The 14,485-nt window shown below is 71.8% G+C and carries 18 protein-coding genes; 14 read left to right on the top strand and 4 right to left on the bottom strand.

Translation table 11 applies throughout. From position 1 onward, the window contains the following. Positions 1–2 precede the first annotated feature (2 nt). From lysS to truA, 5 genes are all read left to right on the top strand, one after another. Positions 3–1,517: a lysine--tRNA ligase gene (lysS, locus tag VMD91_06810; protein HTW83757.1), complete on the top strand. Its 1,515-nt coding sequence runs from the start codon at positions 3–5 to the stop codon at positions 1,515–1,517. 77 nt (positions 1,518–1,594) lie between these two features. Further along, positions 1,595–2,275 (top strand): hypothetical protein, encoded by a 681-nt coding sequence (locus VMD91_06805; GenBank protein ID HTW83756.1) that lies wholly within the window; start codon positions 1,595–1,597, stop codon positions 2,273–2,275. Next, the gene (locus VMD91_06800) at positions 2,229–2,837 is read left to right on the top strand and encodes a GNAT family N-acetyltransferase (protein ID HTW83755.1); all 609 of its coding nucleotides are present in this window, start codon (positions 2,229–2,231) and stop codon (positions 2,835–2,837) included. Before VMD91_06805 ends, VMD91_06800 begins: the two co-directional genes overlap by 47 nt. A gap of 8 nt (positions 2,838–2,845) precedes the next feature. Then, positions 2,846–3,295: a DUF5069 domain-containing protein gene (locus tag VMD91_06795; GenBank protein ID HTW83754.1), complete on the top strand. Its 450-nt coding sequence runs from the start codon at positions 2,846–2,848 to the stop codon at positions 3,293–3,295. A gap of 79 nt (positions 3,296–3,374) precedes the next feature. Next, positions 3,375–4,148, top strand: coding sequence for a tRNA pseudouridine(38-40) synthase TruA (truA, locus tag VMD91_06790; protein ID HTW83753.1), 774 nt, complete (start codon positions 3,375–3,377; stop codon positions 4,146–4,148). On the opposite strand, the gene VMD91_06785 is transcribed toward truA, so the two are convergent. Beyond that, complete coding sequence (locus tag VMD91_06785; GenBank protein ID HTW83752.1) at positions 4,121–5,548, bottom strand: methyl-accepting chemotaxis protein; 1,428 nt, start codon at positions 5,546–5,548, stop codon at positions 4,121–4,123. The two genes, truA and VMD91_06785, sit on opposite strands and share 28 nt — an antisense overlap. A 174-nt stretch (positions 5,549–5,722) precedes the next feature. On the opposite strand from VMD91_06785, the gene rplM reads away from it, so the two are divergent. Together rplM and rpsI are read left to right on the top strand one after the other, a co-directional pair. Further along, positions 5,723–6,148 carry a 50S ribosomal protein L13 gene (gene rplM, locus VMD91_06780; GenBank protein ID HTW83751.1) on the top strand — a complete coding sequence of 142 codons (426 nt, stop codon included), beginning with the start codon at positions 5,723–5,725 and terminating at the stop codon, positions 6,146–6,148. Continuing rightward, a complete protein-coding gene (gene rpsI / locus VMD91_06775; protein ID HTW83750.1) occupies positions 6,149–6,544 on the top strand; it encodes a 30S ribosomal protein S9 in 396 nt (131 codons plus the stop codon). A gap of 408 nt (positions 6,545–6,952) precedes the next feature. On the opposite strand, the gene VMD91_06770 is transcribed toward rpsI, so the two are convergent. The 3 genes from VMD91_06770 to VMD91_06760 are packed head-to-tail and all read right to left on the bottom strand — an operon-like array spanning position 6,953 to position 9,836. Further along, positions 6,953–7,519, bottom strand: a complete 567-nt coding sequence (locus tag VMD91_06770; protein ID HTW83749.1) for a diguanylate cyclase — start codon at positions 7,517–7,519, stop codon at positions 6,953–6,955. After that, the gene (locus VMD91_06765; protein ID HTW83748.1) at positions 7,477–8,097 is read right to left on the bottom strand and encodes an MASE4 domain-containing protein; all 621 of its coding nucleotides are present in this window, start codon (positions 8,095–8,097) and stop codon (positions 7,477–7,479) included. Before VMD91_06765 ends, VMD91_06770 begins: the two co-directional genes overlap by 43 nt. Before the next feature lie 23 nt (positions 8,098–8,120). After that, entirely contained in the window at positions 8,121–9,836 is a 1,716-nt protein-coding gene (locus VMD91_06760) for an adenylate/guanylate cyclase domain-containing protein (protein HTW83747.1), read from the bottom strand. 171 nt (positions 9,837–10,007) lie between these two features. On the opposite strand from VMD91_06760, the gene VMD91_06755 reads away from it, so the two are divergent. The 7 genes from VMD91_06755 to VMD91_06725 all read left to right on the top strand — a co-directional run bounded on the left by VMD91_06755 (position 10,008) and on the right by VMD91_06725 (position 14,476). Continuing rightward, positions 10,008–10,199 carry a hypothetical protein gene (locus VMD91_06755; GenBank protein ID HTW83746.1) on the top strand — a complete coding sequence of 64 codons (192 nt, stop codon included), beginning with the start codon at positions 10,008–10,010 and terminating at the stop codon, positions 10,197–10,199. Between the two features lie 14 nt (positions 10,200–10,213). Beyond that, a complete protein-coding gene (locus VMD91_06750; GenBank protein HTW83745.1) occupies positions 10,214–10,603 on the top strand; it encodes a hypothetical protein in 390 nt (129 codons plus the stop codon). Continuing rightward, positions 10,603–10,875, top strand: a complete 273-nt coding sequence (locus tag VMD91_06745) for a hypothetical protein (GenBank protein ID HTW83744.1) — start codon at positions 10,603–10,605, stop codon at positions 10,873–10,875. The genes VMD91_06750 and VMD91_06745 overlap by 1 nt, the downstream gene beginning before the upstream one ends. Next, positions 10,872–12,353, top strand: coding sequence for a flagellar M-ring protein FliF C-terminal domain-containing protein (locus VMD91_06740; GenBank protein ID HTW83743.1), 1,482 nt, complete (start codon positions 10,872–10,874; stop codon positions 12,351–12,353). The genes VMD91_06745 and VMD91_06740 overlap by 4 nt, the downstream gene beginning before the upstream one ends. A gap of 181 nt (positions 12,354–12,534) precedes the next feature. Then, positions 12,535–12,855, top strand: a complete 321-nt coding sequence (locus tag VMD91_06735; protein ID HTW83742.1) for a hypothetical protein — start codon at positions 12,535–12,537, stop codon at positions 12,853–12,855. Further along, a complete protein-coding gene (locus tag VMD91_06730; protein ID HTW83741.1) occupies positions 12,852–13,880 on the top strand; it encodes a hypothetical protein in 1,029 nt (342 codons plus the stop codon). The genes VMD91_06735 and VMD91_06730 overlap by 4 nt, the downstream gene beginning before the upstream one ends. Then, on the top strand, positions 13,880–14,476 hold the full coding sequence (locus VMD91_06725; protein HTW83740.1) for a lytic transglycosylase domain-containing protein: 597 nt from the start codon (positions 13,880–13,882) through the stop codon (positions 14,474–14,476). Before VMD91_06730 ends, VMD91_06725 begins: the two co-directional genes overlap by 1 nt. Positions 14,477–14,485 lie beyond the last annotated feature (9 nt).

Genomic DNA, 14,485 nt, shown 5'->3' with positions numbered 1-14,485 from the left:
CCATGAGCGATCTCGTCGCAGCCCGGCGGGCTCGACTCGCCGCGTTGCGCGAGCGTGGCGTCGATCCGTTCGCCGCGACGCGGTACGACGTCACGGCGCACGCCGCGGAGCTGGCCACCCGTTACGCGTCGCTGGGCGAACAGGGCCGCGACGACGAACAGCGGTGGTCGCTGGCGGGCCGGCTGATGAGCGTGCGCGCCCAGGGCGGCGTGATCTTCGCCGACCTGCACGACCGCACCGGGCGCTTCCAGCTCTTCGTGCGCCGCAACGACGTCGGGGAGGAGCAGTTCGCGCTGTTCAAGGAGCTCGAGCGGGGCGATTTGGTCGGTGCGAGCGGCACGGTCTTTCGCACCAAGATGGGCGAGCTCTCCCTGCACGTGCGGACGTTCGCCGTGATCGGTAAGTCGTTGCGGCCGCTGCCCGACAAGTGGCACGGGCTCGTCGACGTCGAGAAGCGCTACCGCCGCCGCTACGTCGACCTCATCGTCAATCCGAACGTCCGCGACGTCATGCTGGCGCGCTCGCGCATCGTCGCCGAGATGCGGCGCTTCATCGACGGCGAGGGTTTCTTCGAGGTCGAGACGCCGACGCTGCTCAACATCGCCGGCGGCGCGACCGCGCGCCCGTTCTACACCCACTCCAACGCGCTGGACATCCCGCTGGTGCTGCGCATCGCGACCGAGCTGAACCTCAAGCGGCTGATCGTCGGCGGGATGGAGCGCGTCTACGAGATCGGGCGCATCTGGCGTAACGAAGGGATCGACGCGACCCACAACCCCGAGTTCACCATGCTCGAGCTGTACGCGGCCTACTGGGACGTGCGCGACATGATGGACTTCAACGAGCGGCTGATGGCGCATCTGGCGCGCAGCGTGCACGGCGGCGAGTCGTTCGTGTTCAAGGACGAGACGATCTCGTTCGCGACGCCGTTCCGCCGGATCGACTATCTGGGCGCGTTCGAGCAGTACGCCGGCGTCACGCGCGACCAGCTGCTCGATCCCGGCGCGTGTTTCGCGCTCTTGCGCGCGTACGGCGTCCCCGACTCGCCCACGCACGCGCACGCGCTCGACAAGCTGTTCGAGCGCATCGTCGAGCCGCATCTGGTCCAGCCGACGTTCGTGTACGGCTATCCGGTCGTGCTCTCGCCGCTGGCCAAGCGCATGGCGCACGATCCCGAGCTGACCGAGCGCTACGAGCTGTTCGCGGCACACATGGAGATCTCGAACGCCTTCACCGAGCTGAACGATCCCGACGACCAGCGGCGCCGCTTCGAGCTGCAGGTCGCCGAGAAGGAAGCCGGCGACGAAGAGGTCCCGCCGCCCGACTGGGACTTCGTCGCCGCGCTCGAGTACGGAATGCCGCCCACGGCCGGGATCGGCATCGGGGTCGATCGCCTGGTCATGATGCTGACCGGCAACGCCTCGATCCGCGACGTGCTGCTCTTTCCGCTGCAGCGGCCGCTGCCGCCCGACGTGGCCGACGAGGACGACGACGAGGAGCTCGAACCGGCCCCCTGAGCGACTCTCATCGAACGCTCATTTTTGGTAGTGGGGAACCCGAGGAGCCGGCGATACCCGGTTGGAACGCTTCGCGCATGAGCGTTCCCTCCGGGCTGCGTCCGTGGCTCTTGGCTCTCGCCGTCGCGGTCGTGGCGGTCGGTTGCCACAAGAAGGACTCGGTCGTCCCGCCGGTCAGCCCGACCGCGACGCCCAGCCCGGTCGGAAGCCCGACCGCGACGCCGACCGCCAGCCCGACGCCCACCCCGGCGCCGACGCTCCCGCCGACCAGCGCGCAGGCCGGCATCACGGTGACCGACGCGGGCGGCAGCCAGGGAATCTCCGGCGGACCGGGTTCGCTCGGCGGCATCCTGGCCGAGCCCACCAGCTCGTCGAGCGGGACCGTGACCGGGACGCTGCTGGTGACGACCAACGTGCCGACGCTGCCCAGCCCCGCGCCGACCGGCACGGCGCTCGCAGCGTTCGAGCTCCAACTGAATTCCGGCTGGGTCTTCGGGAGCACGCCGTACGTCTCGGAGATGATGCTGCCCAACGGCTTCAGCACCACCGGCCTGGTGTTCTACGAGTCGATCTACGACATCTCGTCCGGTGTGTCGTACGGACAGCTCGCGACGTCGGCCGTGACCAACGACGATCTCACCTTCGCGGCACCCGCGGCGACGGGGACGTTCACGGTCAACGCGCTCGACACGTACGCCTTCGTGCTCTCCAGTGCCCCAACCGCGACGACCCCGACCGGAAGTCCCGTCAAGTACTGAGCTGCGCACGCCGTTTCTCGAAACGGCGCGGCTGCGGCTGCTGGACCGAACGCCCGACGATCTCGAGTTCCTGATCTCGCTGTACGCCGACCCGCAGGTGATGCGTTGGATCGGCGACGGTTCGATCTACGGGCGGCGGGAGGTCGAGGCACGCTACGAACGCATCGACGCGATGCAGCGCGACCCGGCGCACCCGCGCTGGGACGGGTTCAAGATCGTCACCCGCAGAGCTGACGGCGAGCGTATCGGACAGGCCGGCTTGCTGCGCTGCGAGGTCGACGACTTGCCGCAGGTCGAGATCGGCTGGTGGCTCGCACCGAGCGCCTGGGGACGCGGCTACGCGACCGAGGCGGCGCTTGCCCTGCGCGATTACGCCTTCGCGACCTTGCAGCTGCGGCGGCTCACGGTGATTCTGCACGCCGAGAACCGCGCCTCGATCGCCGTCGCGCGCCGGATCGGCGCCGTGCCGGCCGGCACCGCCTCCTACCGCGGGCAACGCGTCACCCGCTACTTCGTCCACGCCGAGCCGGGCGCAACCGCGCGCGACCGCGCGGCGTCCTAACCGTTGCCATGCTGAAGAAAGATCTGACCACGTCCTACCCGCGCTCCGCGCGCGAAACGCTCGACGGCGTCGTGCAGCTGCCGCGCGCGATCGACAAGGGCATCGCGACCGCCAACGGTACGCAGGGCGAGTACAGCTTCGACTGCCCGATGGACAAAGGCGTCTTCGGATTCCTCGGCGTCGACGGCAACGCGGTGCTGGACGTCATCAAGTCCGCGCAGAGCGAAGCCGACGTCGAGAACTACCTCAAGCCCTTCATCGCCAAGAAGTCGGCCGCCGAGATCGCGCAGTTCAACGCGACGTTCCTGGCCGGCAAGCCCGCCCCGGGCAGCGACGGCGAGAAGTACTTCCTCGAGCTGCGCAACCAGGTGGCGCCCGACCGCACCGACGTCACCGAGTGGGTCGACCTGCTCGACCTCGACGAGAAGCGCCCCGTTCCCCAGCGCGTGCCCGCCTAAGCGTTCCGGCTGACGCCCGAGCCGCCGAACGAGACCGTCCCGAGAGGGGCGGTCTCGTCGTTGTCGGGAACGGGTGGGCGTGCCGACGTATCGGCTCGTCGTCGAGTACGACGGCTCGCGCTTTCACGGCTTGCAGTATCAGCCCACGCTGCGAACGGTCGCGGGCGCGCTCGAAGCCGCGCTCACGCGGATCTTCGACGAGCCGGTGAAGATCACGGCGGCCGGCCGTACCGATGCGGGCGTCCACGCCACCGGCCAGGTCGTCTCGTTCACCGCCGCACGCGAATTCGCTCCCGGGCGGCTGACGCCGGCCATCAACGGCAACACGCCGGCCGATCTGGTCGTGCACGACGCCGCCGTCGTCGCCGACGAGTTCTCCGCTCGTTTCGACGCGCTCGAGCGCGTCTACGATTATCTGATCCTCAACCGGCGCACGCCGACGGCGGTCTGGTCGCATCGGGCGTGGCACGTGCCGCGCCCGATCGACGACGCGCTGTTCGCGCGCGCGGCCGCGCCGTTGCTGGGCGAGCACGACTTCGCGGCGTTCTGCGGCGAGCCGCCCGAGCGCGGCACCACCGTGCGCGAGCTGCGCGCGCTCGACCTCACCCGTCGCGGCGAGCTGGTGCGCGTGACCGTGCGCGGCAACGCGTTCCTGCACCACATGGTGCGCGTCCTCGTCGGTACGCTGGTCGGTTCGGCGACCGGCTATCGCGAGCCCGACCACGCTGAACGCGCGCTGCACGCGCGCGACCGGACCGTCGCCGGCGTCACCGCGCCGGCGCACGGCCTCTATCTCGCCGGCGTGCGCTACGCCGGCTTCGACTCCTACCGCCCGGTCGAGCTGGCGCCGTAGCTGCCGGTCAACCGGCGCTGCTCGCGATCGCCCGTGAGCTGGTTCTCGAAGCCGTTCCGCGCCGGCGTGCCGATCGCGAGCACGCGCTCGCGCAGCGCGTCGGCGACGCCGTCCAGACCGGTCACCGCGTCGCGCGCGGCGCGACTGGTCTTGGCCAGCTGTTTGGAGCTCTCGTAGAGCGTCGTGCAGGCCGTGCGCTGCGCGGAGATCGCGTCCTCGACGCCCGACGCGTTGCGCTGAATCGCCGTGATGATGGTGACGATCTGCTGATTCGAGAGGTTCTGCTCCTCGAGCGAGCGCGCGGCTTGGCGCATCAGCCCGTTCATCTGCTCGACCGAGTTGACGATGGCGGACGCGCCGGTGGCCTGTTCGCGCGCCGCCATCGAGATCTGCTCGATCAAACGGTTCGCCTCGGCGACCGCGGTCGAGATGTCGCCGATCGCGCGCCCGGCCAGGTCGGCCATCTGCAAGCCGCTGGCGGCCTTCTCGCCCGACGTCGTGGTCGAGCGCACGACCTCGCTGGTCTTCGCCTGAATGTCCTTCACCAGCATCCCGATCTCGCGGGTCGACTGCGCCGAGCTCTCCGCCAGCTTGCGCACTTCGTCCGCGACGACCGCGAAGCCGCGGCCGTGCTCGCCGGCGCGCGCCGCTTCGATCGCCGCGTTGAGCGCGAGCAGGTTCGTCTGGTCGGCGATGGCGTCGATGACCTCGACGATCGCGCCGATGCGATCCGATGCGGTGCCGAGCTCCTGCATCTTGCCGACGATCCCTTGGATGTCGTCCGCGATCTCGCGCGTCGAGCGGACCAGCCGTTCGACCGCGACGCCGCCGTCCTTCGCCTTGCGATCCGCTTCGAGCGAGAGCGTCGAGGCGTCGCGCGCGCTGCCGGCGACTTGGTTGACCGAAACCGCCAGCTGGCCGACGGCCGAGCTGACGCTGGTGACGTTGTCGGCGATGCCGGTGATGTTGTCGGAGACGGTGCTGATCGAGCTGACGGTCTCCTCGACCGCCGCGCCGGCTTCAACCACGCCGCGGGTCAGCTCGCCGATCTGCTCGCCGGCGGTGTCCTGCGCCCGCAGCGCCGTCTCGAGGTTGTCCTGGGCGGCCGCTCCGACCGAGTCGCGCGCCACGATCGCCGTGATGGCGCGCTGGTGCCGCTCGGCAATCTCGTCGACGGCCGGCGCCAGCGCCGCGACCGCCTCGGTCCGTCGGCGCGCCTCGCCCAGGGCCAGGACGGCCTCAGCGAGCGAGTCGACCCCGGCCTCGTCGTAGGCCGAGCGGAGCGCCTTCGTTTGCGCCGCCCAGCCGGCTCGCGCGCGCCCGTACGCGATGCCGAACGCCAGGGCGACCACGACGGCGAGGACGGTGACTGCGATCAGTCCGACGGTAGCCGAATCCATGGGCGTCTCCTCGTAGCGAAAATTGTCTTCGTCGGATTGCCCCTGGCCCTCCTAGGAGAGCAACCGGCAGGGCCCGGGGCCGTCGCCGCGGTTGACTTCCGACCCTCGGGGCCGGTATACTCCTCAGGTTGCCGCGGCGCTCGCCGTGGCGTTCTGTACGTTCCGACGGACTCCATGCGCACATATCAGCAGAAGACGGCCGAGACCAAGCACGATTGGTACATCGTCGACGCGACCGGGCAACGGCTCGGCACGCTCGCGGTGCGGATCGCGCGCGCCCTCTCGGGCCGCCACAAGCCGACCTGGACCCCGCACATCGACGACGGTGACCACGTCATCGTCCTCAACGCCGACAAGGTCGAGCTCGCACCGCGGAAGTGGACCCAGAAGGTCTACCACCGCCACTCGGGTTTCCCCGGCGGCCTGCGAACCGAGACGGCCGGTCAAGTGCGCGACAAGTACCCGGAGCGCCTGATCGAGCGCGCCGTGCGCGGCATGCTGGCGACGAACCGCATGCGCGACGTGCTGCTCAATCGCCTCAACGTCTACGCCGGCGCGGAGCACCCGCACACGGCGCAGAAGCCGGAGCCCCTCTTTTAAATGCAGACGTCCGACAACTTCCACGGTACCGGCCGCCGCAAGCGCGGTATCGCCCGCGTCCGGCTCTCGCTCGGTCAGGGCGTTATCACCGTCAACTCGAAGCCGATCGACGACTACTTCCCGCGTCCCTCGCTGCAGCAGATCGTGCGCCAGCCGCTGGACGTGACCCAGTCGCTCACGCGTTTCAACGTCGACGTCAAGTGCACCGGGGGCGGCGTCGCCGGGCAGGCCGGCGCAGTCCGTCACGGCATCGCGCGCGCGCTGCTCGAGATGGACGAGTCGCTGCGTGAGCCGCTGCGTCGCAATGGGTTGCTGACGCGCGATCCGCGTGAGAAAGAGTCGAAGAAGTACGGGCGCAAGCGCGCGCGTAAGCGGTTCCAGTTCTCGAAGCGCTAATCCGATCTGATTTTGTGGCGGTGTCGCGTCGAGCGGCACCACCCTGGCGGACACGCGGCCCCCGGCTTCCTGCCGGGGGCCGCTCTGTCTTCACATCGCTCTCGCGCATCCTGCGCTTCGCTCGTTCAGACGGTCCGCCAGGGTGGTGCCGCTCGACGCGACACGGCGGGATGCGGAGGGGACGCGCCTAAAGGGTGCGCGTGAGTCCGGTTTCGGTTGGGACCGTGGTTTGGATGGTTGGCGTCCTCGTCGTGGCGGCGATCAATGCGCGGCAGGTCGTGTTGCGGTTGCCGTGGGTGTATGCGGTCGGGGCGGTGATGTTTGCCGTCGGCGGGTCGTTGGCGGCGGCGTATCATCGCGGGGCCGTGGCGGACCGGTGGGCGATCGTTGGGTTCGTTGGGTTCGCGCTTACCGCGTTGGGGGTTGTGGGGTTGCCGCCGCGGGCACCGGAGAGGCGGTTGCGGCGATAGCGGTGCGGTTGCGGCCTTCCGCTTTTGCTCGGTAGAGGGCTTCGTCGGCTGCCGCGATGAGGGCGTCCGGAGTGCCGGTGGTGGTGACGGCGACGCCGATGCTGATCGAGACGACGTGGGTGGCGCGGTTCGTCTTGTGGTCGCGGCGAGCGGCGACGACGGCGGTGCGGATGCGCTCGGCGACGGTGAAAGCGCCGGAGGCGCTCGTGCGGGGGAGGAGGACCGCGAACTCTTCGCCGCCGTAGCGGGCGATGGTGTCGCTCGGGCGCGCGAGCGTCGAGCGGATGATCGCGGCCACGCTTTGGAGCGTTTCGTCGCCGGCGAGGTGGCCGTAGGTGTCGTTGTAGCGCTTGAAGTCGTCGACGTCGATGAGCAGCAGTGCCAACGGCTCCTCGTGACGCGTCGCGTTGCGCAACTCGGCTTCGAGGTGCTCGTCGAACGCGCGCCGGTTGTCGACGGCGGTCAGGCCGTCGATCGTCGCCAGGCGCGCGAAGCGGCGGTACATGCGGTTGAACTCGGCGAGCAGCGCGGCCAGGACGAAGCCGGAGCCGAGTGCGGAGTAGACGCGTGAGAGGTACCAGCCGACGTGGAAGCGGCCGCCGAGAGCAGCGTGAGGGTCGCGTCGCCGACGACGGCGACCAGGGAGACGGAGAGCCACAGGCTCAGCGTGCTGCTCGTGCGACCGATGGCGACCACGGTGACGAGGGCGAAAACGTCGATCGCGAGGACCGCTTCCCACGTGCCGTTGGCGAAGCCGGCGGTGAAGTTGCCGTTGACGACGAGCGTCGGGAGCGTCGTGTCGAAGGCCAGCACTCCGCACAGCGCGACCAGACCGTAGCCGACCGCCATCACGGCGATCGCGGCGGGCGCGACCCGGCGGCGCGGAAGCGGCGGGAGATCGCGTGCCAGGAGCGCGAGCGCGACCAAGAGCGGAAAGGCGGCGTGCCAGGCGACCCAGAGCCAGATCGAGGTTTGGCTGTTGCCGGGTGCGCCACCGTGAAAGAGCGCGTCGGGAAACGAGAGTGCGTGCGGGATGACGATCGCCGCGCCGAACGCGTAGGCGAGTGCCAGCGCGGCCAGCATGGGGCGTCGGAACCCGGCCGTCGCTAGGTCACGTCGTGAATCGTTACCGGATCGGCCTTGCCGCGGATCTTCGCCACCAGCGTCTCCGCTTTCGGCTTGTCGCGCAGGCGCTGGTAGGTGCGGTCGTCGAGGTAGGTGTGGTTCGGCGGCGCGGCGCCTTGCAGACGGCTGGCCAGGTTCGCCGCGTTGCCGATGACGGTGTAGTCCATCCGCTTGGGACTTCCGATGTGGCCGGCGACGACCTCGCCGGTCGCGATGCCGATCGCGAGCTGCAGCGGATGACCGTCCGCGTTGATCGTCGCGGCGGCCTTGTGCAGCGCGCCGGCGACGGCCAGCGCACGCGCGGCATCGTCCTCGCGCACGCGCGGCGGTCCGAAGACGACCATCAAGCCGTCGCCGTAGAACTTGTCGAGCAGGCCGTCGTTGTCGAAGACGATCTGGACGGCCGCCGAGAAGAAGCTGTTGAGGATCTCGACGACGCGCTCGGCGTCGAGCCGGCCCGCGAGCTCGGTGAAGCCATCGATGTCCGCGAACAGGATCGTCGCCGCGGCCCGCTCGCCGCCCAGCGCGACGCCGCCCGGCGCGCTCATCAGCTGCTCGACGACGTGCGGCGCGAGATAGCGCGCGAAGGCCTCGCGGATCGCGCGGCGCTGCTCGACGTCGGCAGCGTGCATCCGTTCGAGGTTCCGGCGCTCGGTGAGATCGGTGACCGCGATCGCCCAGCCGTGGCGCGCGTTGTCTTCTTCGGGCAGCTCGATCGGTGCGATGCGCACTTGCAGCGCCAGCGCGCCGCGGGTGGGATGGCGCGCTTCCATCTCTTCGCCCTTGGCGGGGAGGCCGCCGGTGGCGAGTAGACCGGTGATGCCCGGGATCAGCGCGTCGAGGGCGCGCGCCGGGCGGCCGAGCATCATCGCACTCTCGATCCCGAACGTCTGCGCCGCGGCGTCGTTGAAGCTGGCGACGTTGCCGGCGCCGTCGACGGTGATGACGCCGCTGGTGATCGAAGCCAGCACGCGCGCCTGCAGCTGCTCGAGCCGGCTGATCTCGACGACTTGCGCGCGCATCGCGTCGAAGAGTCGTGCGTTCTCGATGGCCAGGGCGGCTTGGTTCGCGAACGCGGTCAGCAGATCGGGGTCGGCCGGCGAGAACAAACCCGGCGCGACGCGCGAGTCGAGGTAGACGACGCCGATGATGCGCGACTTGATCGCCAGCGGCACGCACACGATCGAGCGCAGCCGCAGCGCGCGCACCGAGAGGTTGATGTTGAAGCGCGGGTCTTGCTGCGCGTCGGTGGTGACGATCGGCTCGCCGGTCTCGAACACCCGCCGCACCGTCGTCTGCGAGGGGCGCATGTCGTCGCCTTCGACCGTCGCGCGATCGATGCCGTAGGTCGTCGTGAGCTCGAGCTCGTCGTTGCCGTCGGCGATCATGACGAAGCCGCGCTCGGCCTTCATCACCTCGACCGCGGTGTCGAGCACGCGCCGCAAGACGACGTCCAACTCGAGCGAGGAGTTCACCGTCTCGGCGACGCGCCCGAGCGTGTGCAGCTTGGCCAACTCGCGCTCGGCGTTGGTCGCGGTCGCGGCGAGCTTGGACTGCAGCGAGGCGCGCTCGAGCTTGAGGGTCTCGACGGCCCGGTCCGCGTCGGCGAGCGCGGCCTGCAAGGCCGGGTCTCCCAAGGCGGAGATCCGGGCCCTCAGCAGGTTGAGCGCGTCGACACCCGTTTCGGGAACGTTCACGACGCCACGATTGCCGGAGTGAGGGCGGCACCCCGGGGGGAGGGCAACCGACGTCGCACCGTTCGGCGGAACAGCACATCCGGTTCTTCCCTACGGGCCGATGCCGTCCCGCTCACCGGGCGGCCATCCGGCGTTAACCTGCCGGACATACGATTCGTGCAGACTCGGGACATGCGTACTGACGGTTTCTTCTCGACGGCCGACGCCGCGTCGGCCGCGCGCTCACAGGTCGCACGCCTCGCCCCGGCCGCCGCGCACGATCAGCGTGCCGCGGCTCAGCTCGCGCGCGCGGCGCTGTTCGACGAAGCGTTGCTGGCGGCGCTCAAGGCGCGCCTGACCGAGCTGCGCGGCGTCGCGCGCTGAGCGGGCATCAGCACGTGTCCGGTTCGAGCGAATTCGACCTCCTCTCGGTCGCGGCCGACGGCATGGACGTGCAGCGCGCACTGCTCGACGTGGCGGCGCGCAACGTCGCCGCCGCGCAAGCCTCGACGCCCGCGCATCCGTATCAACGGCTGGTGGCGCAGGTCGTCCCGGCGCAGTCCGACGGCGAGGATCCGACGGTGACGTTGCGTGAGGACGACGGCGACGACGACGGCCCGAGCGCGCCGGGGCCGCTGGTGCGGACGCTCGCCGGCGGCGCCGGCCCCGACGCGCTGACCGAGATGATCGCGGTGCTCGACGCGCAACGCGCGTACGAGGCCGACGCGTCGGTGTTCGACGTCGGCAAACGCCTCGCGGAGCGCACGATCGACCTGGGGCGGCTCTGATGCGCGTCGAGGTGCTCGTCCCCGACCTCGCGCCGGACACGACCACGCCGCGCGCGCAGGCGGACGCCGGTGCGTTCGGCCGCCTCGTCGACGCGGCCGGCACGCTGCTCGAGGGCGCGCAGCGCGCCGAAGACGCGTTCGTCGCGCACCGCGGCGGCCTGCAAGAGATGATCGTCGAACGCGCGCGCGCCGACGTCGCGCTGCAGATCGCGACCGCCGGCGCGCAGCGCGCCGCGCAGGCGCTCGCCGCCGTGCTCGGCATGCAGGTATGAACGTCGCGCCGCCGGTTCGCCGCGACGCGGCCCGGCTTGCGCTCGAGCGCGTGCGCTCGCTCTCGCCGCGCGTGCGGTTGCTGGCGGTCGCGGCCCTGGCCGCGTCGTTGGTCCTCGGCGTGCTCGCCGCGGTGGCGACGCGCGATACGCGGGTCGTCCTGTTCGCGACGCCGCTCCGTCCCGAACAGCTGGCGGAGGTCGAGCAGCGGCTCGCGGCCTGGAGCGTGCCGTACGTTTCGCTCGCCGACAACGTGCGCGTCGAGCGCGCGCGGCGTGGCGATCTGTTGCTGCGCTTGGCGCTGGCCGGCGTGCCGCACCCGCACTTGGCCGGCAGCGACGAAGCGCTGGCGCACGTCGGCGCGCTGACGCCGCCGGCCGTCCTCGAAGCGCAGACCCGCGACGCATTGGCGGCCGACCTCGCGCTGGCGCTGCGCGGCGTCGACGGGATCGACGACGCGCGAGTCGTCATCGCGCCGGCCAGCGGCGGCATGTATGCCGACGAGCCGCGGCGCGACGCCAGCGCCAGCGTGCGCGTGACGCTCGCGCCCGGCGCGCGCCTGGGCGCGCGCACGGTGGCCGGGATCCAGGCGTTCGTGGCCGGCGGCGTGCCCGGGCTGGACGCGCAACGCGTGGTCGTGCTCGACGATCACGGCTTCGCCCTCGCTGCCGACGCCGGCGACGACGCGACCGACGTGCAGGCGGCCCTGCAGAGCGCGCTCGACGCGGCCTTCGGGGCCGGCGCGACGATCGTGCGCGTGCACCGCGAGGCGCAAGGCGAACGGCGTGAGCTCGACGACGTGCGCCGTTCGGCGCTGGGCGGAACGATCGCGCGCACCAGCGACGACGAGCGCTACGCGTCGGCGCAGAAGCGCTACTCACGCAGCGGCGGCAGCGAGGATCGCGGCAGCGAGACGCGCGAAGAGCGGCGCAGCAGCGCGCCGGACGCGACCGCCCGGCTGAGCGTCGCGATCTTCGTCGACGCGGCGCGCGGTCTGGACGTCGGGGCGATCCGCGCGCTGGCCGCCGCCACGGTGGGCCTGCGGCCGGCGCGCGGCGACGCGCTGCAGGTCGAAGCGGTCGCGTTCGGCAGCCCGCCACGCCTGCCGCGGGCGCCGGCCCCGGGCTGGCTGCTCGCGTTCGCGGGCCTGGCGCCGCAACTGCTGACGGCCGTCGCGGTGGTGGCGGTCGTCGCGTTCGCGGCACGGCCGGCGGCGGCGGTCGTCGTGCGTGCGGTCGAGGCGGCGTCGGCGCGGCACGCCGCGCGCGAGGCGATCGGCGTTCCGCCCGCGCGCGTGCGCGGGGCACTCGCCGGCGAGCCGCCGCACGTCGCCGCCGCGATCATCTCCGCGCTGCCGGCGGCGACGGCGGCTGCGGTGCTCGAGCTGTATCCGCCCGAGGAGCGCGCGGCGATCGTGCGGCGTCTCGCGCGCGGCCACGCCGACTTGGTCCCACCCGTCGACGAGCTCATCCGTGCCTGAGTTCGTTTCGATGGCCGATGCGCTGCGCGCATCGGCGGGCGCTCCGGCCTCCCCTGCGCGCCCCCCGCGCGACGCGCAGGCCCCCCGGTCCGACCTCGCAACGGGGTGTGAGACGGGGCTCGATGTTGCCGCGCTCGGTCCGTCACCGTGTTCGGCTTCGTTCGACGAACATCTGCGCGATGTGCGGTTGTTTCGCGCGCGGCTCGCGGACGCGTTCGACGCGGCCGCCACGCGGATGCTGCGCGAGCTGGCGACCGACGTGTTGGCGCGCGAGCTGCGGTTGGCGCCGTGCGATCTGGCCGCGATCGTGGCGCGGCACCGTTCGAGCGCGCCGGTCGTGCGCGTGCGGGTCGCTCCCGACGACGCGCGCATCGACCTCGGGTTGCCGGTCACCGTCGATCCCGCGTTGCGCGCCGGCGATGCGATCGTCGAGCTGGCCGGCGGCACGATCGACGCGCGGCTCGGGGTGCGCCTCGCCGCACTGCTCGCGGCGCGCACGTGACGCGCGCGGTGCTCGGCACGGCGCTGCTCGGGCGCGCGGTCGACGCGTTCGGCGCACCGCTGGACGACGGCCCGGCGCCGCGCGGCGCGGTGCGCGCGTTTCCGCGGCCGTTGCCGGCGCCGTTGGAGCGCCGGCCGTGCACGCAGGTGTGCTGGACGGGCGTGCGCGCGATCGACGGGCCGTTGCCGTTCGGCCGCGGCGCGCGGATCGGCGTCCTCGGCCCGGCCGGCGCCGGCAAGTCGACGCTGGTGGAAGCGATCGAACGCGGCGTCGACGCCGACGCGATCGTGGTCGCGCTGATCGGCGAGCGCGGCCGCGAAGCGGAGCGGCGCGTGCGCGCGGTCGGTGCGCGCACGACGATCGTCTGCGCGACCGCCGACCGCGATCCGTCCGAACGTCTGGCCGCGGCCGAGCTGGCCTTCGCGCAAGCGGAGGCGTTGTGCGAGCGCGAGCTCGACGTCGTGCTGGTGCTCGACTCGCTGGCGCGGGTCTGCCACGCCGCGCGCGATCGCGCGGTCGCCGCCGGCGAGCCGGTCGGACGCGCCGGCTATCCCGCCTCGGCGTTCGCGCACCTGACGGGTTTGGTCGAGCGTGCCGGCGCGCTCGGCCGCGGCAGCATCACGCTGCTCGCGACGGTGCTGGGCGAGGGGCCGGACGAGCACGACCCGGTTGCCGAAGCGGCGCGCGCGGCGCTCGACGGCCATCTCGTCCTCTCCGAGCGGCTGGCGCGCGCCGGCCACTTTCCCGCCCTCGACCTGGCGCGCAGCATCAGCCGCACCGCGGCCGATGCCGCGAGCGCCAAGCACCGCGAGGCAGGGCGGCTGGTGCGCGCCGCGGTCGCCGCGCTGGCCGAATCGCGCGAGGCCCGCGCGCTGGGCTTGGACGTCGCCGGCGGCGACCCGTTCCTTGCCCGCTCGTTGCGCGCCGAGGCGGAACTCGACCGCTTCCTGCGCCAAGACGACGCCCCCGCGCCGCCGGCCGAGACGCTCAGGCGGCTCGAGCTCCTGGCCGATACCCTCAGATGATGGACGTCCTCGCTGACATGTCCGCGGTCCAGAGCCGGATCGCGGAGATCTCCGGTGCCCCGCCGCCCGGCGCGGTTCCGGCCCCGGTCACGACCGCGTCCGTCGGCGCGCCGCGCTTCGCGAACGCCCTGGCCAGCGCGCTGGGCGGCAGCGACGCGCAAACGGTCGACCCGTCCGTCCTGGCCGCGGCGCCGGCACCGGTGCCCCCCGAGCAGATCGACGCGCTGGTCGAGCAGAACGCCTCGACCTGGCAGGTCGACCCGTCCCTGATCAAGGCCGTGATCGCCAACGAGTCCGGCTTCAACGCCGCCGCCACCTCGAAGGTCGGGGCGCAGGGGCTCATGCAGTTGATGCCCGAGACGGCCGCCTCGCTGGGCGTCCGCAACCCGTACGACCCGGTGCAGAACGTGGCCGGCGGGACCCGCTACCTGCGCAGCCTGCTCGACCGCTTCGGCGGCGACTCGCGGCTCGCGGTGGCCGCCTACAATGCGGGACCCGAGGCCGTGGAGAAGTACGGCGGGGTTCCTCCCTATGCCGAGACGCAAAACTACGTCCAGAACGTCTTGGCCTCGGCCGACCGCTACCGTACGCCGTAGCCTCGCCCT

Origin of the sequence: Candidatus Sulfotelmatobacter sp. (assembly GCA_035504415.1) — a bacterium.
Lineage (GTDB): Bacteria > Vulcanimicrobiota > Vulcanimicrobiia > Vulcanimicrobiales > Vulcanimicrobiaceae > Vulcanimicrobium.
The sequence above is the reverse complement of the archived record's forward strand: the minus strand, read 5'-3'. Positions and strand labels throughout refer to the sequence as shown.